This window comes from Pseudomonas sp. QL9 (assembly GCF_041409665.1).
In the GTDB taxonomy this organism is placed as follows: domain Bacteria; phylum Pseudomonadota; class Gammaproteobacteria; order Pseudomonadales; family Pseudomonadaceae; genus Pseudomonas; species Pseudomonas knackmussii.
In genome coordinates, this window is sequence record NZ_CP166971.1 from 416,890 (window position 1) to 435,449 (window position 18,560).

Sequence of the window (18,560 nt, forward strand, 5' to 3'; positions counted from 1 at the left end):
GCGCGGCGGCTGGCCCTGGCGCTTGCGCCGACGTGGCAACACCGCCACCTCGGTGGCGGCCCGGGAGCCCGGTTCGGGCCCGAATGCTTGCGCGGTCACGTTACAACAGGCCTGCCTGGGTCATGAGCTCGACGACCTTCTTGCTGTCGAGCTTGGAAGCCTCCACCGCCGGCGCATCGAGCTTGGCCAGCGGCACCAGCTTCGCGTTGGACTCCGCGCCGACGCCCACTGCGTACTCGAACGACTTGCCGTCGCGCAGCACCGCCTGGCCCTGTTTGCCGGTGATCCACTTGAGGAACGCCTGGGCCTGCTCCTGGTGCTTGCTGGAAGCCAGCACGCCGCCGCCGGAAACGCTGGTGAAGGCGCCCGGGTCCTTGTGCCCGAAGTAATGCAGCGCGGTGTTCTTGCTGTTCTCGCCGGTCTTGGCCTGGTCGCCGAACCAGTAGTAGTGGTAGATCACGCCGGAATCGATCTGGCCGGCGTTCACCGCCTTCATCACGGAGACATTGCCGCGGTAGAACTTGGCGTTGCTCTTCATAGACTCCAGCCAGCTCAGGGTCGCGGCCTCGCCCTTCTGCTCCAGCAGCGCGCCGACGATGGCCTGGAAGTCGGCGCCGGCCGGCGATGCGGCCCAGCGTCCGGCCCATTCCGGCTCCGCCAGGTCGAGCAGCGACTTGGGCAGGTCGGCTTCCTTGATCTTGTCCTTGTTGTAGACGAACACCGTGGAGCGCGCGGCAATGCCCACCCAGTGGCCGTTGGCCGGGTGGTAGGTCGGGCCGACCTGGGCCAGGGTGGCCGGGGCGACCGGCGCGAGCAGGCCGGCGTTGTCGACCAGGACCATGGCCGGGGAGTTCTCGGTGAGGAAGACGTCGGCCGGAGAGGCCTTGCCCTCCTGGACGATCTGGTTGCCCATCTCGCTGTCGTCGCCGTTGCGCAGGGTGACCTTGATGCCGGTTTCGCGGGTGAAGCCCTCAACCCAGGCCTTGGTCAGGGATTCGTGCTGGGCGTTGTAGACCACGATGCCCGCCTCGTCCGCAGCCACGCAGGCGCCGGCGAAACCGCCCAGCGCAACGCCGAGCACTGCCATCTTGATCAACGAGAATCTGCCGCTCTTCATCGGTTTGCCACTCCAGTCAGTCATGCGTTTGCAGGCGGCGCCCGGCGCGTGCGACTCGATCGGTGTCGAATCCGTGAGCGCGCGGCGACTGCCCGTCCGTCCCGGCGGCGATGATCGTCGCTCGGTTGTTAAAGAATTGTGATTCTCACTTACATTTCAATCTACATAGGCTGCTGTTCGTCGGCTTGTTGCCCACGACAGGGGCGCGCGCCCCGGTGGCGGGCGCGGCGCGGTGTCTGTTTCGGGGATTGCGGGACGGATCAGCCTTGTACCGATGCGCTCAGCTGCAGGTCGCGGCAGGCCAGGTTGGCACCGCTGAACTGCGCGGCGTCCTGGTCGAAGATGTCGCGCAGCCAGTTGGCCACCGCCTGGAAACGGCCGATGCGCCCGGCGTCGCGGTGGCTGAGCAGCCAGATCTCGCGCGCCACCACCGGCCCGCTCAGGCGCACCAGGCCGTTACGCTCGCCGAGGATGCACGGCAGCAAGGCCATGCCCAGACCGGTCTCGCAGGCGTGGGTGAGCGTGGTCACGCTGCTGGCCCGCAGGGCGTAGCTGGCGTTCGGCGCGAAGTTGCGCAGCCACTGCATCTCCGGGGTTTCGTCGAGTTCCTCGCCATAGGCCAGCCAGGGCTGCTGCGGCCAGTCGCATGGCGGCAGCTGGCTGAAGGCGGTGGCGGCGTACACGGCGAAACCGATGTCGGCGACCTTGCGCATCACCAGCGCGGCGTCGTCCTGCGGGCGCGCCAGGCGCAGGGCGAAGTCGGCCTCGCGGCGGGTGAAGGACAGCGAGCGGTTGGCCGGGATCAGTTGCAACTGCAGGTTCGGGTAGGTCCGCGAAAGCTGCGGCATGTGCTGCACCAGCCAGTGGCTGAAGAGGAAGTCGATCGAGGTGATGCTCACCGAGCCGCTGATGGCGCTGGCCTCGCTGCGCGCCTCCAGCAGCATGCTCTGCACATCGCCGAGGATGCGCTCGCCGTACTCGATGAAGGCCAGGCCGGCGTCGGTCGCCTGGTAGCCGTTGTTGTCGCGGATGAACAGGCGTGTCTGCAGCGCAGTTTCGGCCGCCACCAGGCGCCGGCTCATGGTCGAGGGATCGACACCCAGCGAACGGCCGGCGGCGCTCAGGCTGCCGTGGCGGGCCAGCGCCAGGAGGATGGGAATGTCGTTCCAGTCGAAGTTCATCGCGCGCGTCTCCCTGCAGACGTCCAGACGGTGTGGGGCCGACTACCTTAGCAGCCGCGCGCCGGCCGTTGCGAGCGACCGCTCGGCTGCCCGTGCGCCGTGCTGCTGGCAGCGGCGTAGTCTGGAGCCCAGACAAGAACGAGGAAGAAGCGATGCGGCAGAACAGTCACTTCCACGGCCTGCACGGCCCGCAGCGCGAAACGCTGCTGCGCTGGGCCGACATGGCGCAATGGTTCGGCATGGTCATGCTGTTGCTGACCGTCGGCCTGGCCGCGCTGACCGACAGCATCGGCGATAGCACCGGCGTAACCATCGTCACCCTGTGCGGAGTCATCGGCCTGTTGGCGCTGGTGGCTGCACGCCTGATCATCGGCGCCGAGCATTCGGACGACGAACCACCGCACTGAGCGCGAAGCTCAATGCATTTCAACTGCCTGAAGCCGCCTCAACCGAAGCGCACGCAGTAGATCGGCGGCAGGTGCGCGGACAGGCACTTCCAGTGGTCGCCACCATCTTCCGACAGCCACAGCCCACCGGTGGTGGAGCCCAGCGCCAGGCGCTCGCCGTCGTCGTCCACCGTCAGGCCGTGGCGGTAGATCAGGTCGTAGCACGGCGACTCTGGCAGGCCCCGGTCCAGCGCCTCGAAGGTCTTGCCGCCATCGCGCGTTCGGTTGACCAGGAAGCGCCCGGCCACCGGCACGCGGCAGGCGTCCTTGGTCGCCGGGGCGAACCAGGCGGTGTCCGCCCGGGTGGGATGCACCGCGACGGCGAAGCCGAAGCTGGAGGGCTGCGCCGGCACGTCCTGCCAGTTCTGCCCGCCGTCGCTGGAAACGAAGATGCCGTTGTGGTGCTGCACCCATAGCCGCTCCGGCTGCGCCGGGCAATGCACCAGGCGGTGCGGGTCCTGGATGGCGCCCTCCTCGCGCAGCTCCGGCGGCATGTAGTCGGCGTACATGCCGCGCGTGGTGTTGACCCAGTTGGCGCCTGCGTCATGGCTCTGCCAGACGCCGCCGCAGGACACCCCGACGATGAGATGGCTGCTATCGCGCGGGTCGACGCTCACCGAGTGGATGCCCGGCCAGTCGTAGCCGCCGCCGAACCAGCGGGCGCGCTCGGGGCGGTCCCACAGCGGGCGGTTGAGGCTCCAGCTGGCGCCGCGGTCGTCGCTGCGGAACAGCCCGCCGGGGATGGTCCCGGCCCAGAGCGTGCCGCACTGCTCGGTGCCGCCGGTCTCCAGGCACCAGATCAGCTGCAGGCTCCAGGGCGCCTGCGGGGCCTCGCCTTCGGCCGGCGTCGGCAGCGGGTCGGGCTGCGGCGGGTAGACCGGCACCGCGCATTCCTCCCACTCGCCGTCCGCGTGCCGACGCCAGAGCTTGCAGCCGAAGTGGCCGAGGTCGAGCGCGGCGTAAAGGGTGTCGTCGCGCGCATCGGGCAGGACCATGTTGACCGGCTCGCCGAGGAAGTCCTGGCGTGCCTCGCGCCAGGCGCCGTCGGCATCGCGCAGGTAGGTGAACAGGCCCTTGCGCGTGGCTACCAGCAGTCGATCGTCCATCTGCTCTCTCCTTGTTGGGGTCAGCCGCCGGACAGCGCCTGGACCACATAGACCTCGCTTTCCACCGCCAGCGCATCGCTCAGGCCAAGGCGGTCGCGCAGGCGCAGGCCGTCGATGAAGACGGTGACGTGGCGACGCAGCCCGCCCTGGTCGTCGAGCAGGTAGCCGCGCAGCCGCGGGTATTGCGCGAACACCTCTTCCAGCAGGCCGCCAAGGGTGGCGCCGGGCAGGTCCTGCTCGGGGATTTCGACGTGCCGCTGGATCGACGGGGCGAAGACGATATGGGCCATGGAGGCGACCGGCCGACGGGTTTCGCTCAGTGTAGGAGGCACCCGCGGCGTGGGGGCGTGGATCGACCGGACGGGCATTCAGTTTCGATTTCGCTCAACCAAGTGTCACTGAATTCAGCTTTAAAGCACCCATTGCCTGTGCGAGGCTCCTTGGCATCGTCCCCATTGCAGCCCTCCATGCACCTTCTGCTTCAGCCCTTCGCCGCCGCCAGCGCCTCCGCCTCCCAGGCCGGAGAGACCCTGCGACTCCCGCGCGAACGCTGCCGCTGGCGGGTCCTGCAACCGCTGACGCTGCCCCTGGAACTCGCCTTCTGGGCCCTCTGGCACTGCCGTCACGCGCGTCCACCCGATAACGCCGCACGCTGACGGGCGCCCGCGCCCGGCCACCCGACGCAACTACGCTGAACGGAGCGCCGATGCTCCGCGACCAGCCGTAGCTGTTGCCATGCTTGCCTGCCCCAGCCCCGCGCGCCTTTCGTGCGGAACGGCAGGTCATCAGCGCGCCCCACGGCGCTATGCGAGAACAAAAAATGAAATTCGCTCCCGTGCAAGAAGCCCAGGACTTCCTGGCCGCCAACCCCGACATCGAAATGGTCGAGCTGTTCATCCTCGACGCCAACGGCGTGCCGCGCGGCAAGCTGCTGCATCGCGAGGAACTGCTGGCGGTCTACCAATCCGGCCGGCCCTTGCCGAGCACCATCCTCGGCCTGACCCTGCACGGCGAAGACGTCGAAGACTCGGGACTGGTCTGGGATGTCGGTGATATCGACTGCCGCGCCTACCCGTTGCAAGGCAGCCTGGTGCGCCTGCCCTGGCGGCAGATTCCCACCGCCGCCGTGCAGGTCAGCATGCACCCGGTCGAAGGCAAGCCGGCCGACATCGCCGATCCGCGCCATGTCCTGATCCAGGTGATCGATGGCCTCAAGGCCGACGGTTTCCACCCGGTGATGGCCTGCGAGCTCGAGTTCTACCTGCTCGACGCCAAGCGCGACGCCAATGGCCGCCCGCAGCCGGCGCTGGATGCCGACGGCGGCCGCCCGCGCTCCACCCAGGTCTACGGCCTGCGCGAACTGGAGCAGATCGAGCCGTTCCTGGCCGACCTTTATGCCGCCTGCAAAGCCCAGGGCATTCCGGCGCGCACGGCCATTTCCGAATACGCCCCCGGCCAGGTGGAAATCACCCTGGAGCACGGCGACGCCCTCCTCGCCATGGACCAGGCCGTGCGCTACAAGCGCCTGGTGAAAGGCGTGGCGCACAAGCACGGCATGCAGGCGTGCTTCATGGCCAAGCCGTTCGACGACCTGGCTGGCACCGGCATGCACATGCACGTGTCCCTGGCCGATGCCGAAGGCAAGAACCTCTTCGGCAGCGAAGACCCGGCAGGCACCCCGCTGCTGCGCCAAAGCGTCGGCGGCATGCTCGCCAGCCTGCTCGACTCGCTGCTGCTGTTCTGCCCCAACGCCAACTCCTACCGCCGCTTCCAGGCCAACAGCTATGCGCCGCTGGCGCCGACCTGGGGCTGCGACAACCGCACCGTCAGCCTGCGCGTACCCGGCGGCCCGGCGCACACCCGGCACGTCGAGCACCGCATCTGTGGCGCCGACGCCAACCCTTACCTGGCTGCCGCGGCGATCCTCGCCGGCATCCACCGCGGCATCCGCGAGAACATCGACCCGGGCGCGCCCGTCGAGGGCAACGGCTATGCCCAGGCCAAGGAACTGCTGCCCACCGACTGGCTGACCTCGCTGCGCGCGCTGGAGCGCTCCAGCTGGGCCCGTGATGCCCTGGGCCACGAATTCCTCGGCGTCTACCTGAAGGTCAAGCAGGCCGAGTACCGCCAGTTCATGGGAGAGGTCGGCGAGCAGGATTGGCGCTGGTATCTGACCCAGGCATGAGGCCAGTTTGCTGGGCCCCCGCGTTCGCGGGGGAGACGAATCTTTCCACCGTCATTCCCGCGAACGCGGGACGCAGCTCCATCGCGAACAGCGCTTGCGCTGGCCCGAAGGGGAATAACCCAGAGAAACAAGACTTCATCCCGCGCCCCAGGGCTCGGGAAAACGAACAACAACAGGAACACCGCAATGAACGCCGCAGTAAAACCCGCCAAAGCCGCCCCCGAGCGCGCCCCGTCCTACTACTCCGCCAGCCTGGCCGTGGAGACCGACTACCCCACCCTGCAAGGTGAGGTGAACGTCGACATCGCCATCATCGGCGGCGGCTTCACCGGCGTGACCACCGCCGTCGAGCTGGCCGAGCGCGGCTACAAGGTGGCGATCGTCGAGACCAACAAGGTCGGCTGGGGCGCCAGCGGGCGCAACGGCGGCCAGGTGACCGGCAGCCTTTCCGGCGACAGCGCCATGCGCAAGCAGATGCAGCAGTGGCTCGGCTCGGACGTCGACGACTTCATCTGGCACCTGCGCTGGCGCGGTCACGAGATCATCAAGAACCGCGTGGCCAAGTACGGCATCAACTGCGACCTCAAGCACGGCCACCTGCATGCGGCGATGAAGCCCTCGCACATGGCCGAGCTGGAAGCCTCCTATGAAGAAGCCGTGCGCCGCGGCATGGGCGACGAAGTCACCCTGCTCGACGGCGCCGGTGTGCGCCAGCACCTGCAGAGCGACCTCTACTGCGGCGCCATCAAGAACATGCGCAACATGCACCTGCACCCGCTGAACCTGTGCATCGGCGAAGCCAAGGCGCTGGAAAGCCTGGGCGGGCTGATCTTCGAGCACTCCGAGGTGCAGGACATCATCCACGGTGCGCGCCCGGCGGTCGTCACCACCCAGGGGCGGATCAACGCCGCACAAGTGCTGCTGGCCGGCGACGTGTACCACAAGCTGGAGCGCAAGAAGCTCAAGGGCATGATCTTCCCGGCCATGGGCGGCATCGTCACCACCAAGCCACTGGGCGAGCTGGCCAAGCAGATCAACCCGCAGGACCTGGCCGTCTACGACTGCCGCTTCGTCCTCGACTACTACCGCATGACCGGCGACGGCCGCCTGCTGTTCGGCGGCGGCGCCAACTACTCCGGGCGCGACTCGCGCGACATCGCCGGCGAGCTGCGCCCCTGCATCGAGCGCACCTTCCCGGCACTGAAAGGCGTGGAAATCGAGTTCCAGTGGAGCTGCGCGATGGGCATCGTGATGAACCGCATCCCGCAGCTGGGCAAGCTTTCGGACAACGTTTGGTACTGCCAGGGCTACTCCGGCCACGGCGTGGCGACCACCCACATCATGGGCGAGATCATGGCCACGGCGATGACCGGCGACCTGGAGAAGTTCGACAGCTTCGCCCAGTGCAAGCACGTTAAGGTGCCGCTGGGTGATGTGTTCGGCAATCCGATGCTGGCCGCCGGCATGTGGTACTACCAGCTGCTGGAAAAATTCCGCTGAGGTCCAAAGCGCCTTTGTAGGAGCGGACCTTGTCCGCGAATCGCGCGGCACGGTGTTTCCTTGTAGGAGCGGCCCATGGCCGCGATTCGCGCGCATGGCGCGCTCCTACAGGGTGGCTTCGGTGCGGGGATTTTCGCGGATGATATCCGCTCCTACGGGGTAACGCCGGTTACCCCCGCCGCGCCGAACAGCTCCCTCCCCCGTTTGCGGGAGAGGGAAAGGCGCCAGGCATATCCGTGGGGCACCTTCACGCCGCCAGGCACTGCTCCAGCCCGGCTTCCAGGCTCTCGCGCAGATGGGCATTGGCGCTGGCGATGAACACCAGGCAGTTGTCGCCCTCCTCCGCCTGCGCCGCGAGGAACTGGCTGCGACCGCCGACGTACTGCAGCCACAGCGGTTGTTCGCGGCCACTGACCTGGATGCGGCCTTTCAGGCGGAACAGCCCTTCCGGCAATTGATCGAGCCAGGCGCGCAGGCGCTGCGGGTCGAGCTGGCCGTTGTGGCGCCAGGTCCAGCTGTCGAACATCTCGCCGTGGTTCACGCCGCTGGCCGGCAACAGGCGTTGCGGTCTGGCATCCGGGCGTTCGCCGTAGAGCAGTTCGTCCGGAAGCTGCGCCTGCACCGTTTCCAGCATGCGCCGCGGTTCGCCGAAGCGTTCGCGCAGCGCATGCAGTTGTTCCGGCGTCGCAATGTCGGCCTTGTTCAGCAGCAGCAGGTCCGCTGCCGCCGCCTGGCGGCGTTCCAGCTGCGCGTACTCGCCCTCTAGCGGCTGCAGGCGCGCGGCGTCTACCAGGGTGATGAGCGCGTCCAGGTGCATGTGCTTGCGCAGTTGCGGGTAGCCCAGCGCCTGGATGATCGGTTGCGGATCGGCCACGCCGCTGCATTCGATGACGATGCGTTCCACCGGCGGCTGCGTCGCCGCCAGGCGGCCGAGCTGGGCCAGCAGGTCGTCCTGCATGGTGCAGCACAGGCAGCCGTTCTGCAGCGCGTACACCGCATCGCTTTGCTCGGCGATCATCTCGGCGTCGATGTTCAGCTCGCCGAAGTCGTTGACGATCAGCGCCAGGCGCTGCCCGGCGCATTGCTGCACCAGGCGGCGCAGCAGGGTGGTCTTGCCGGCGCCGAGGAAGCCGGCGACCACGGTCACCGGGATGCTCATTGCGCCTCTCCCATGATCTTTGGCACTTCGCCCTGCCAGACCGAGCGCAACGGGCTGTCGGCGAAGGTGCCCTGCTGGTCGTACACCGGACGGCCCTCGACGAAGGTCAGCTGCACCTGGGTGCGGTGGATGTAGTTGCGCGCCGGCTGGGCGAAGAGGTCGCGGTCGAGGACGATGAAGTCCGCCGACTTGCCGGCCTCGATGCTGCCGGTCAGGTGCTCCAGGTTCATCGCGTGGGCGCCGTTGAGGGTCACCACCTTCAGCGCCTGCTCCAGGCTGATCGGCTCGCCGAAGCAGGCCGGGTCGTCGTTCCACGGGTTCTGCCGGGTGACGATGGTTTCCAGCGCCAGCCAGGGGTCGATGGACGCCACCGGCCAGTCGGTGCCCATCACCGCGAGGCCACCGGCGGCGAGCACGCCCTTGTAGTCGTAGATGCGCTTCAGGCGTTCGGCTCCGTAGCCCGAGCGCGCACCGCTTGCGAACGGCGTCGGGTACCAGGCTGCCGGGGAGAACTCGGCGATCACGTCCAGTTCGCGGAAACGCTTGAGGTTGCCCGGATGCAGGAGGGTGCTGTGCGCGCACTGGTGGCGGATGCCACTGAAGCCGTTGCGCCGGCGGGCTTCGGCCACCGCATCCAGGAACACGTCGGAGGCGCCGTCGCCGGTGCAGTGGGCGATCACGCGGATACCGCGGCGGTCCATGTCCACCACCATGTCGGTGATGTGCTCGGGGGTCAGGTTGAGCTTGCCGCGCCAGCTGTCCTCGCCCGGCCAGGGGGTGATGAGGAAGGACGAGCGCGGTTCGACGGTGCCGTCGAAGTGGAACTTCACCGCGTTCGCCGACAGCCGCGCGCTGCGGTAGTAGTGGCGCTCGCCACTGAGCAGCTCCCAGCGCCGGCGCACCGGGAAAATGTCGTCCTGCCAGCTGATCGCCGCTTCCACGCGCAGGGTCAGTTGGCCGGCGTCGTCCAGCTCCTTGAGCGCCTGCAGGCGATGCTCGCAGACGTGCACGTACTTGCTCGCGGTGACGCCGCGGGCGCTCTGGAAATGCACGCCGTCGCGATAGGCGCGGCGCAGCACGTCCACCGGGGTCGGCGGCATGGCGGCGTGGATCAGCGCGTAGGCGCCGTCGATCAGCAGGCCGTTGGGCTCGCCGGTCAACTCGTCGCGCTCCAGGTAGCCGTTGCGCGGGTCCGGCGTGTTGGCGTCGATGCCGGCCAGTTCGAGGGCGCGGGAGTTGACCATCATGGTCCCCCACATGCGGTCGAGCAGCGCCACCGGGCGGTCCGGCATGACGCTGTCGAGCCACTCGCGGCCCGGCTTCAGCCCGGCTTCGCGGAAGGTGTAGCGGACCCAGTACTGGCCATAGACCCAGCCGTCGCCGGGGTGGCTGTCGGCGTAGGCGTGGATGGCCGCGGCCAGTTGCTCGGGGGTCGGGTCCTCGATGCCGACGTCGAGGTCGTCGGCGTAGCGCGGCGCCAGGGCGAGGTCCGGGTGGGTGTGCATGTCGTGCAGGCCGGGCATGCAGAAGGCACCGTCGAGATCGCGCACCAGGGTCTGCGGACCGACCAGGTACTGCAGCTCCTCGAAGCAGCCGACGGCGATGAAGCGGCCGTCGCGAATGGCCACCGCCTCGGCCCACGGCAGCGCCGGGTCGAGGGTGTAGAAGCGGCCGTTGCGCAGCAGCAGGTCGGCGTGTCGGTTGGCAGGTGAATGGGAAGAACGGAAGGTATCGGGCGCCGTCATGGTCGGAGCTCCTCTTGTTGTTTTGGCCGAGTATAGGGAGCTGCCAATGCCGCCTGACTAGCATAAGATGACAACTCGCTAGCTCCAGACGACAACCTTCGCCATGCCCGATCAGCAGTCCGACATAGACTACGCCGCCCGCCAGCTGTACCAGCGTTTCCTCGAGGAATGGCAGTCCCGCCCCGGCCTGCCGCCGCTCGCGCCGCTGCTCGCCGGGCTTGGCGTGGCTCCGGCCGAGGCCGCAGCCGGTATGACCTTCGCCCGCTACTACCGCCTGCTGCGCCAGGCCGCCGGGCTGCTCGGCGCCAGCGACTTCTTCCTGCGCCTGGGCCAGCGCTACAACCTCTTCGACCTCGGGGTGATCGGCTACGCGCTGATCAGCGCGGCCAACCTGCGGCGCTCCTGGGACATCTCCCTCGGCCAGCCGTCCAGCCTGCTGCCGCACCCGATCCACGTCGCCCGCGAAGAAGACGACAAGCATCTGGTGCTGGCCCTGGAGTTGCCGCCGTTCAGCGCGACGGAAGCCCAGGCGCTGACCGAGGAATGGTTCAGCAGCACCTGGCGCTGGCTGTGCCAGCGCCTGCCGGAGCTGGCCGACTGCGCCGGTATGCAGGTCCGCCTGCCCTACCCCGCGCCGGCCCATGCGGCGGTTTATGCCGAGCTCTTCCCCGGACGCATCGAGTTCGCCGCGCCGCGCGCCGAATTGCGCATCCCCCGGGAATTCCACGAGCGCCCCTTCTCCACCTCCAACCCCTCGGTGCTGCGCCTGTGCCAGGCCCAGGGCGCGGTCACCCTGGCCAGTTTCGAGAGCGGCGAGGCGCTGCCCGACGACCTGCGCTTCTACCTGCTGCAGAACGCCCGCGTGCCGCTGCCGGACCTGGAGCAGGCCGCCGCGCACTTCCGCCTGCCGCCGCACACCCTGCAGCGGCGCCTGCGCGCCCACGGTCTGACCTTCAAGGGCGTGGTCTACGAGGTGCGCATGGCGCTTGCCGAGCGCTACCTGCTGGCCAGCCGGCTGAGCCTGCAGGAGATCGCCTTCCTGCTTGGCTACGAACACGTCACCAGTTTCCACCGCGCCTTCCTGCGCCATGCCGGGACCACCCCGGAAGGCTTCCGCCAGCAACGCGCGCGATCCAGCCAGGAGTAACCCGCCATGCGTTTCCCCTCAATGACCGCCCTGCGCGTGCTCGACGCCGTCGCCCGCCTCGGCAGCCTGTCGGCGGCCGCCACAGAGCTGAGCCTGACCCGCAGCGCCGTCAGCCACCAGCTGCGCAGCCTGGAGGAATGCCTGGACACCGCGCTGATCGAAAAAGCCGGGCGCGGCATCGTCCTCACCTACAACGGCGAGTGCTTCGCCCGCGAGACCCAGCGTGCGCTGGCGATCCTCAACGAGGCGCGGCGCTTCACCGATGCCGAGGAAATCGCCGGACGCCTGTGCGTGAGCTGCACGCCGGGCTTCGCCACCTACTGGCTGTGCCACCAGATCGGCAAGTTCCAGCGCGCCCATCCGCGCGTGGAGCTGAACCTCGTGTCGCCGCGCATCCCCGACGACGTCAGCGAGCGCGACGTCGACCTGTTCATCGCCTACGGCGTGGGCGACTGGCCGGACCTGCACGTGGAGCTGATCGCCACCCTCGACACCTTCCCGGTCTGCAGCCCCTCGCTGCTCAACTCCGCCGGTGGCCTGGATTCGCCGGAAGACCTGGCCAACCTGCCGCTGCTGCACATGGTCGACCACTCGGACTGGCTGCTGTGGGCGGCTGCCGCCGGCGTGCGCGACCTCAACGTGCGCAACGGCATCGTCTTTTCCGACGCGCACCTGGTGCAGTCGGCAGCCATCGCCAGCCAGGGCGTGGCCATGGGCGATGCGCTGGTCAGCGGTGACGCCATGGACAAAGGCCAGCTGGTGCGGCTGTTCAACGTCGCCATCGAGCCGCCGAACCGCTACTACTTCGTCACCGACGCGGCCAAGAGCGAACGCCCCGACGTGCTCGCCTTCAAGGCCTGGATGCTGGCCGAATTGCGGCTCTCCGAGCAGTTCCGCAAGGGCAGTCGCACCAGCCTGACTGGTGAATGAAATTGAACAATGACGGCGAAAAATCGCGATTGAAGCGAAGGGGGATTTGACAATACTGCGCAAAAGGGTACTGACCGATCAGTCGGTTCCCACACAAGAACAAGAAAAGACGAGGTCAGCGCAGTGCAGCAACAGACCCAGCTCCGTGCCATTGACATCGGCAAGCGTTACGGCGGTTTCCATGCCCTGAGCGATGTTTCCATCGATATCCAGCAAGGTGAATTCCTCACCCTGCTCGGCCCCTCCGGTTCCGGCAAGACCACCTTCCTGATGATCCTCGCCGGCTTCCAGGACCCCTCCAGCGGCCGCCTCGAAGCGCTCGGTGCGGACATCACCCGGCGTCCGGCGGAGAAGCGCAATTTCGGCATGGTGTTCCAGGGCTACGCGCTCTTCCCGCACATGACCATCGACGAGAACGTCGCCTTCCCGCTGAAGATCCGCGGCATGAAAGCCGAGGAACGCAACCGCCGGGTGCGCCGCATGCTCGAAGTGGTCGGCCTGGGCGAACACCTGGGCAAGCGCCCCGGCGAGCTCTCCGGCGGCCAGCAGCAACGCGTGGCCATCGCCCGCGCGCTGGTCTTCGAACCTGACCTGCTGCTGCTCGACGAACCGCTCTCGGCGCTCGACAAGAACCTGCGCGAGCAACTGCAGCAAGAGCTGCAGCGCATCCACCGGCAAGTCGGCACCACCTTCGTGTTCGTCACCCACGACCAGAACGAAGCCCTCGCCCTGTCGACCCGCATCGCCATCTTCAACCGTGGCCGCCTGGCGCAGATCGACACCCCGCACGCCATCTACAACCAGCCCAGCAACCGCTTCGTCGCCGAGTTCCTCGGCAAGATGAACCTGTTCCCGCTGAGCCAGGTCGGCCGCGCCGGCGAGCTGGCCTGCGGACGCTTCGGCGATGCCCAGCTGCACGCCGAATTCTCGCCCGCGCTGGATGCCGCCGCGCCGCTGCTGGCGGTACGCCCGGAGCACATGCAACTGCACGATGCGCCGCCGAGCCTGAGCGGCCACAACGTCGTGCAGGCCGTGCTGACCAGCAAGACCTACCAGGGCGCCAGCACCGAACTGGGCCTGGCCACCGCCGCCGAAGGCGCGTTGCCGATGAGCCTGGCGGTACACGCCGAACACCGCGCCGCGCACCTCGACCACGGCTCGCGCGTGTGGCTGAGCTGGCCGATCGAAAAGAGCCTGCTGCTGGCCTGATCGCCCCGCGTCTTTCCTTTATTCGCCATCCCCTCTGCCTGGGAGCTGCCCACATGTTCAATCCGCACCAGCAAGACTGCATCGAAGTCCTCATGGAAAAGGCCAAGCGTGGCCAGATCGACCGCCGTACCTTCCTCAAGGGCATGGGCCTGATGGCCGCCCTGCCGCTGGCCCTGCGCAGCGGCGTGAGCTTCGCCGCCGGCGACAAGCCGCTGGTGGTGGTGAACTGGGGCGGCGACGCCATCAAGGCGTTCGGCAAGGCCTGGACCGAAGGCTTCTCCAAGGCCACCGGCATCCCGGTGAAGATCGACGGCAGCGGCCCCACCGAAGGCGCCATCCGCACCCAGATGAGCAGCGGCCGGGTGAGCTGGGACGTGGTCGATGCGGAAAGCTCGATCCTGCAGAACCTGGGCAAGGAAAACCTGGTCGAGCCGATCGACTACAGCATCGTTTCCAAGGACAAGGTGCTGCCCGGCTTCGCCTACGAATACGGCATCGCCGACTACATGCTCAGCTACGTGATCGCCTACGACAGCGAGCGTTTCGGCGACAAGGCGCCCAAGACCTGGGCGGACTTCTGGGACGTGAAGACCTTCCCCGGCAAGCGCACCCTCTACAAGTGGATGAACGGCATGCTCGAGGCCGCACTGCTGGCCGATGGCGTCCCGGCGGACAAGCTCTACCCGCTGGACGTGCCGCGCGCACTGAAGAAGATCGACGAGCTCAAGCCGCACGTGCTGGCCTTCTGGGGCTCGGGCGCCGAAACCCAGCAGCTGCTGATCGAAGGCGAAGTGAGCATGGGCGCGATCTGGAACACCCGCGCCAAGGTGATCACCGAGGACAGCGAGGGCCGCATCAAGTGGACCTTCGACAACGCCCTGCTCGGCTGCAGCAACTGGGGCGTGCTCAAGGGCAACCCGGCGGGCAAGGACGCGGCCATGCGCTTCATCGCCTATGCCCAGGACCCGCAGTCGCAGGTCGAGCTGTTCAAGCTGTTCTGCAACGGCCCGGCCAACCCGGCGGCGGCCTCGCTGATCCCGGCCGACAGCCGCCACCTGAACTGCACCGACCCGGACAACCTGCCCAAGCAGGTGATGCTCAGCCACGAGTGGTACACCGACCACTACGCGGTGGCGCTGGAACAGTACCTGACCCACGTCTCCAAGTGAGGTGACGGCCATGGCCGAGAATCCTTCGCGGCTCAAGCTCGCGCTGCTGCTCGCGCCCTTGCCAGTGGTGCTGCTGCTGTTCTACGTGCTGCCCTTCGCCGGGGTGGTGGGCTGGAGTTTCAGCCTGCCCACCCCGGGCGTGGAGCAGTACCAGCGCATCGCCAGCGACCCGGCGATCCACGACGTGCTCTGGCGCACCTTCCGCCTGTGCACCACGGTCAGCGTGCTGGCCCTGGTGATCGCCTACCTGATGGCCTACTGCTGGGTGTTCAGCCCGCCGTTCTGGCAGCGCATGGTGGAAATCTGCGTGTTCATCCCGTTCTGGCTGTCGGTGCTGGTGCGTGCCTTCGGCTGGCTGATCGCCCTGCGCAGCAACGGCCTGCTCAATGGCTGGCTGCAGAGCCTGGGGATCATCAGCGAGCCCTTGCAGCTGACGCGCAACGAGCTCGGCGTGGTGATCGGCATGGTCCACTTCATGGTGCCCTTCGCGCTCTTCCCGCTGGTCTCGACCATGCGCCGCCTCGACCCGCGCGTGCTCCTCGCCGCGCGTGGCCTGGGCGCCGGGCAGCTGCGCACGTTCTGGAACATCTTCGTGCCGCAGACCATTCCCGGCATCCTCGGCGCCTTCATCATCGTCTTCGTGTTCTGCCTGGGCTTCTTCATCACCCCGGCGATCCTTGGCGGTGGGCAGACGGTGATGGTGGCCGAGTACGTCTACCTGCAGATGTTCCAGACCAGCAACTGGGGCCTGGGCGCTGCACTGAGCGTGGTGCTGCTGGCGCTAGTGGCGGGGCTGATCTGGGCGCTGCTGCGCATGACCCGCGTCGACAAACTGGTGGGCTGAGACGATGAACGCACACGAAAGCCGGGCGCCCAGCCGCCTGCTCGCCGCCATGGCGATGATCTTCATGGTCTTCCCGCTGCTGGCGGTGATCCCGGTGTCCTTCACCAGCAAGCGCTTCCTCTCGATGCCCGACGGGCACTGGTCGCTGCGTCACTACCAGGCGCTGCTGGACAGCCCCGAATGGCTCTCGGCGATCGGCCAGAGCCTGGCCGTAGCCAGCATCACCTGCGTGATCGCCAGCGCCCTGGCGGTGAGCTTCGCCCTCGGCATCTGGTACCTGCGTTCGCGCTGGGCCACGCTGCTGATCGGCTTGGTGCTGTTGCCCATGGCGATCCCGCCGATGATCTCGGCGATGGTCCTGTACTTCATGGAAACCACGGTCAGCAAGTACGCCCCGGGCCTGGGCTACGACACCCTGGTCGGCCTGAGCATCGCCCACATCGTGATGGTGGTGCCCTACGGCGTGGTGACCATGCTCGTGGCGCTGAGCCAACTGGACCGGCGCATCGAACTGGCCGCGCGCAACCTCGGCGCGAGCCTGGCGCAAACCACCTTCATGGTGGTGCTGCCCAACCTCAAGCTGGGCGTGGCCAGCACCGCGCTACTGTGCTTTGCGCTCTCCTGGGAAGAAATCGCCGTGACCCTGTTCGTCACCAGCACCGAGGTCAACACCCTGCCCCGGCAGATCTGGTCGGGCCTGCGCGACAACATCGACCCGGCGGTGGCGGCAATCTCGGTGCTGCTGATCGCCATCACCCTCCTCGCCCTGCTCGGCCGCATGCTCGCCCAGCGCGTCGCCGCCAAGCCCGCCGGGCACTGAATCGCAGGAGGGGACGGCCGCGGCGCTGCCCGACTTGTCGGCGCAACGGACAACGCCGCGGCCGCCCCCTCCTGCGCCCTTCCCCGACGAAAAAGGCCGGCACCCAAACGGGGGCCGGCCTTTTTTCCATCAGCCTGTCCTGGTTGCCCAGTGCGCGGCTTAGAGCGCCATGTCGCTGGACGCCTTGGCCGGCACCGGCGCTTGCGATGCAGCGGACGGGCCGGACGTGGCCGGAGCGATGGCCGGCGGCGGGTCCAGCTGCAGCACCTGGCTGGTGTAGCTCCACTCCTCGAAGGTTCGCTCGGCGCTGTCGTTCAGCTTCGTCCCGTAGCTGGGCACGATCTGGCGGACCTTGGCCTGCCACTCGGGGGTGGCCAGCTTGTCCTTGAACACCTTCTCCAGCACGTTGAGCATGATCGGCGCGGCGGTCGAGGCGCCGGGCGATGCGCCCAGCAGGCCGGCGATGCTGCCGTCGGCCGAAGCGACGATCTCGGTGCCCAGCTTCAGCACCCCGCCCTTCTCCGGGTCGCGCTTGATGATCTGCACACGCTGCCCCGCCTGCCACAGGCGCCAGTCTTCCTTCTTCGCTTCAGGGAAATACTCGCGCAGGGCCGCCATGCGGTCGTCGTCGGAAAGCATCAGCTGGCCGGCCAGGTATTCCACCAGCGGGTACTCGTCGATGCCCACGCGGGTCATCGGCCAGACGTTGTGGGTGTTGGTGCTGGCCAGCAGGTCCAGGTAGGAACCCTGCTTGAGGAACTTGGTGGAGAAAGTGGCGAACGGCCCGAAGAGGATCACCCGCTTGCCGTCCAGCACGCGGGTATCCAGGTGCGGCACGGACATCGGCGGCGCGCCCACCGAAGCCTTGCCGTATGCCTTGGCCAGATGGCGCTGGGCGATCGCCGGGTTGTCGGTCACCAGGAACGAGCCGCCCACCGGGAAGCCGGCGTAGTCACGGGCCTCGGGGATACCGGACTTCTGCAGCAGGCGCAGCGCGCCGCCACCGGCGCCGATGAAGACGAAGCGCGCGTCGGTCTGGGTGACGCTGCCGTCCTTCAGGTTCTTGTACTCCACCCGCCAGGAACCATCGGCATTGCGGGTGATGTTCTCGACCTCGCTGGAAAGCTTCATCGCGAAGTTCGGCTGCGCCGTCAGGTAATCGGCGAACTGGCGGGTGATCTCGCCGAAGTTCATGTCGGTGCCGATGGGCGTCCAGGTCGCGGCGACCTTCTGCTTCGGATCGCGGCCTTCCATCATCAGCGGCACCCATTTGGCGATCTGCGTCGGGTCCTCGGAATACTGCATCGGGCGGAACAGCGGGCTGGCCTGCAGCGCCTCGTAGCGCTTGCGCAGGAAGGCGACGTTCTCGTCACCCCAGACGAAGCTCATGTGCGGCGTGGAGTTGATGAACGAACGCGGATTCTTCAGCACGCCGTTGCGCACCTGCCAGGCCCAGAACTGCCGGGATATCTGGAAGGACTCGTTGATCTCGACAGCCTTGGCGATGCTGACCTTGCCGTCCTTGTCTTCCGGGGTGTAGTTCAGCTCCGCCAGGGCGGAGTGCCCGGTGCCGGCGTTGTTCCAGCCGTTGGAGCTTTCCTGGGCAACGCCGTCCAGGCGCTCGACCAGTTCCATGGACCAGTCTGGCTGCAGCTCGTGCAGCCAGACGCCCAGGGTGGTGCTCATGATGCCGCCGCCGATCAGCAGCACGTCGACCTTGCGCGGCTCGGCGGCCTGCGCGCAGGTGAAAGCGGATACGGCAAGGCACAGCAGTGCTCCGCTCAGTTTCTTCAGCATGTGGGATTCCCGTTGGATGGAGCCTGATCTGCCCCGCCGGCTTCTAGGCGGGCGAACCCGGCCGCCGGCCGCGCGAAAGCGCGCGCCAGGATGGCGTCCGGGACGGCTGGGACAGGGTTGCGACCCTCCGAGGCCTGCGGGTTTATACGTTGCTATGCGTCAGCTGGAGGGGGGTTGCAGCAGCGGGGGCCAGAGGTACGGCAGG

At 67.7% G+C, this 18,560-nt stretch carries 17 protein-coding genes; 10 read left to right on the forward strand and 7 right to left on the reverse strand.

All coding sequences use genetic code 11. The annotated features are described in order from the left end of the window. Positions 1 to 100: 100 nt before the first annotated feature. Both ACA097_RS01950 and ACA097_RS01955 read right to left on the reverse strand, forming a co-directional pair. Entirely contained in the window at positions 101 to 1,117 is a 1,017-nt protein-coding gene (locus tag ACA097_RS01950) for an iron ABC transporter substrate-binding protein (RefSeq protein ID WP_371368155.1), read from the reverse strand. A gap of 260 nt (positions 1,118 to 1,377) precedes the next feature. Continuing rightward, positions 1,378 to 2,298, reverse strand: coding sequence for a LysR family transcriptional regulator (locus tag ACA097_RS01955; RefSeq protein ID WP_043251619.1), 921 nt, complete (start codon positions 2,296 to 2,298; stop codon positions 1,378 to 1,380). A gap of 152 nt (positions 2,299 to 2,450) precedes the next feature. On the opposite strand from ACA097_RS01955, the gene ACA097_RS01960 reads away from it, so the two are divergent. After that, on the forward strand, positions 2,451 to 2,705 hold the full coding sequence (locus ACA097_RS01960; protein ID WP_043251617.1) for a hypothetical protein: 255 nt from the start codon (positions 2,451 to 2,453) through the stop codon (positions 2,703 to 2,705). 38 nt (positions 2,706 to 2,743) lie between these two features. On the opposite strand, the gene ACA097_RS01965 is transcribed toward ACA097_RS01960, so the two are convergent. Then, positions 2,744 to 3,850 (reverse strand): WD40/YVTN/BNR-like repeat-containing protein, encoded by a 1,107-nt coding sequence (locus ACA097_RS01965; protein WP_371368158.1) that lies wholly within the window; start codon positions 3,848 to 3,850, stop codon positions 2,744 to 2,746. Positions 3,851 to 3,870: 20 nt separating this feature from the next. Then, positions 3,871 to 4,140 carry a MoaD/ThiS family protein gene (locus ACA097_RS01970; protein ID WP_371368160.1) on the reverse strand — a complete coding sequence of 90 codons (270 nt, stop codon included), beginning with the start codon at positions 4,138 to 4,140 and terminating at the stop codon, positions 3,871 to 3,873. Between the two features lie 177 nt (positions 4,141 to 4,317). Between ACA097_RS01970 and ACA097_RS01975 the strand changes: the two genes are divergently transcribed. The 3 genes from ACA097_RS01975 (at position 4,318) to ACA097_RS01985 (ending at position 7,535) form a co-directional block, all read left to right on the forward strand. Continuing rightward, positions 4,318 to 4,506 carry a hypothetical protein gene (locus tag ACA097_RS01975; protein WP_043251610.1) on the forward strand — a complete coding sequence of 63 codons (189 nt, stop codon included), beginning with the start codon at positions 4,318 to 4,320 and terminating at the stop codon, positions 4,504 to 4,506. A gap of 164 nt (positions 4,507 to 4,670) precedes the next feature. Then, positions 4,671 to 6,035 (forward strand): glutamine synthetase family protein, encoded by a 1,365-nt coding sequence (locus ACA097_RS01980; RefSeq protein ID WP_371368162.1) that lies wholly within the window; start codon positions 4,671 to 4,673, stop codon positions 6,033 to 6,035. Positions 6,036 to 6,221: 186 nt separating this feature from the next. Beyond that, positions 6,222 to 7,535, forward strand: a complete 1,314-nt coding sequence (locus ACA097_RS01985) for an NAD(P)/FAD-dependent oxidoreductase (RefSeq protein ID WP_371368164.1) — start codon at positions 6,222 to 6,224, stop codon at positions 7,533 to 7,535. Positions 7,536 to 7,782: 247 nt separating this feature from the next. On the opposite strand, the gene ACA097_RS01990 is transcribed toward ACA097_RS01985, so the two are convergent. Together ACA097_RS01990 and ACA097_RS01995 are read right to left on the reverse strand one after the other, a co-directional pair. Continuing rightward, positions 7,783 to 8,694: a GTP-binding protein gene (locus tag ACA097_RS01990; protein WP_371368166.1), complete on the reverse strand. Its 912-nt coding sequence runs from the start codon at positions 8,692 to 8,694 to the stop codon at positions 7,783 to 7,785. Beyond that, positions 8,691 to 10,439, reverse strand: coding sequence for an amidohydrolase (locus ACA097_RS01995; protein WP_371368168.1), 1,749 nt, complete (start codon positions 10,437 to 10,439; stop codon positions 8,691 to 8,693). The genes ACA097_RS01990 and ACA097_RS01995 overlap by 4 nt, the downstream gene beginning before the upstream one ends. 103 nt (positions 10,440 to 10,542) lie before the next feature. Between ACA097_RS01995 and ACA097_RS02000 the strand changes: the two genes are divergently transcribed. From ACA097_RS02000 to ACA097_RS02025, 6 genes are all read left to right on the forward strand, one after another. Further along, positions 10,543 to 11,586, forward strand: coding sequence for an AraC family transcriptional regulator ligand-binding domain-containing protein (locus ACA097_RS02000; protein WP_371368170.1), 1,044 nt, complete (start codon positions 10,543 to 10,545; stop codon positions 11,584 to 11,586). Positions 11,587 to 11,592: 6 nt separating this feature from the next. Then, the gene (locus ACA097_RS02005) at positions 11,593 to 12,516 is read left to right on the forward strand and encodes a LysR substrate-binding domain-containing protein (protein WP_371368172.1); all 924 of its coding nucleotides are present in this window, start codon (positions 11,593 to 11,595) and stop codon (positions 12,514 to 12,516) included. Between the two features lie 123 nt (positions 12,517 to 12,639). Then, on the forward strand, positions 12,640 to 13,725 hold the full coding sequence (locus tag ACA097_RS02010; RefSeq protein WP_371368174.1) for an ABC transporter ATP-binding protein: 1,086 nt from the start codon (positions 12,640 to 12,642) through the stop codon (positions 13,723 to 13,725). 53 nt (positions 13,726 to 13,778) lie between these two features. Then, positions 13,779 to 14,894, forward strand: a complete 1,116-nt coding sequence (locus ACA097_RS02015; protein ID WP_371368176.1) for an ABC transporter substrate-binding protein — start codon at positions 13,779 to 13,781, stop codon at positions 14,892 to 14,894. Positions 14,895 to 14,904: 10 nt separating this feature from the next. Further along, on the forward strand, positions 14,905 to 15,738 hold the full coding sequence (locus tag ACA097_RS02020) for an ABC transporter permease (RefSeq protein ID WP_043251590.1): 834 nt from the start codon (positions 14,905 to 14,907) through the stop codon (positions 15,736 to 15,738). A gap of 4 nt (positions 15,739 to 15,742) precedes the next feature. Then, positions 15,743 to 16,558: an ABC transporter permease gene (locus ACA097_RS02025; RefSeq protein ID WP_371368179.1), complete on the forward strand. Its 816-nt coding sequence runs from the start codon at positions 15,743 to 15,745 to the stop codon at positions 16,556 to 16,558. A gap of 159 nt (positions 16,559 to 16,717) precedes the next feature. Here the strand turns inward: ACA097_RS02025 and mqo are convergent, their stop codons facing one another. After that, on the reverse strand, positions 16,718 to 18,355 hold the full coding sequence (mqo, locus tag ACA097_RS02030) for a malate dehydrogenase (quinone) (RefSeq protein WP_371368181.1): 1,638 nt from the start codon (positions 18,353 to 18,355) through the stop codon (positions 16,718 to 16,720). Positions 18,356 to 18,560: the final 205 nt, after the last annotated feature.

Excerpts from the sequence above, each read along its gene's own strand:
- ACA097_RS01950 (WP_371368155.1), bottom strand. The coding sequence starts at position 1,117 with ATGAAGAGCGGCAGATTCTCGTTGATCAAGATGGCAGTGCTCGGCGTT.
- ACA097_RS01955 (WP_043251619.1), bottom strand. The coding sequence starts at position 2,298 with ATGAACTTCGACTGGAACGACATTCCCATCCTCCTGGCGCTGGCCCGC.
- ACA097_RS01960 (WP_043251617.1), top strand. The coding sequence starts at position 2,451 with ATGCGGCAGAACAGTCACTTCCACGGCCTGCACGGCCCGCAGCGCGAA.
- ACA097_RS01965 (WP_371368158.1), bottom strand. The coding sequence starts at position 3,850 with ATGGACGATCGACTGCTGGTAGCCACGCGCAAGGGCCTGTTCACCTAC.
- ACA097_RS01970 (WP_371368160.1), bottom strand. The coding sequence starts at position 4,140 with ATGGCCCATATCGTCTTCGCCCCGTCGATCCAGCGGCACGTCGAAATC.
- ACA097_RS01975 (WP_043251610.1), top strand. The coding sequence starts at position 4,318 with ATGCACCTTCTGCTTCAGCCCTTCGCCGCCGCCAGCGCCTCCGCCTCC.
- ACA097_RS01980 (WP_371368162.1), top strand. The coding sequence starts at position 4,671 with ATGAAATTCGCTCCCGTGCAAGAAGCCCAGGACTTCCTGGCCGCCAAC.
- ACA097_RS01985 (WP_371368164.1), top strand. The coding sequence starts at position 6,222 with ATGAACGCCGCAGTAAAACCCGCCAAAGCCGCCCCCGAGCGCGCCCCG.
- ACA097_RS01990 (WP_371368166.1), bottom strand. The coding sequence starts at position 8,694 with ATGAGCATCCCGGTGACCGTGGTCGCCGGCTTCCTCGGCGCCGGCAAG.
- ACA097_RS01995 (WP_371368168.1), bottom strand. The coding sequence starts at position 10,439 with ATGACGGCGCCCGATACCTTCCGTTCTTCCCATTCACCTGCCAACCGA.
- ACA097_RS02000 (WP_371368170.1), top strand. The coding sequence starts at position 10,543 with ATGCCCGATCAGCAGTCCGACATAGACTACGCCGCCCGCCAGCTGTAC.
- ACA097_RS02005 (WP_371368172.1), top strand. The coding sequence starts at position 11,593 with ATGCGTTTCCCCTCAATGACCGCCCTGCGCGTGCTCGACGCCGTCGCC.
- ACA097_RS02015 (WP_371368176.1), top strand. The coding sequence starts at position 13,779 with ATGTTCAATCCGCACCAGCAAGACTGCATCGAAGTCCTCATGGAAAAG.
- ACA097_RS02020 (WP_043251590.1), top strand. The coding sequence starts at position 14,905 with ATGGCCGAGAATCCTTCGCGGCTCAAGCTCGCGCTGCTGCTCGCGCCC.
- ACA097_RS02025 (WP_371368179.1), top strand. The coding sequence starts at position 15,743 with ATGAACGCACACGAAAGCCGGGCGCCCAGCCGCCTGCTCGCCGCCATG.
- mqo (WP_371368181.1), bottom strand. The coding sequence starts at position 18,355 with ATGCTGAAGAAACTGAGCGGAGCACTGCTGTGCCTTGCCGTATCCGCT.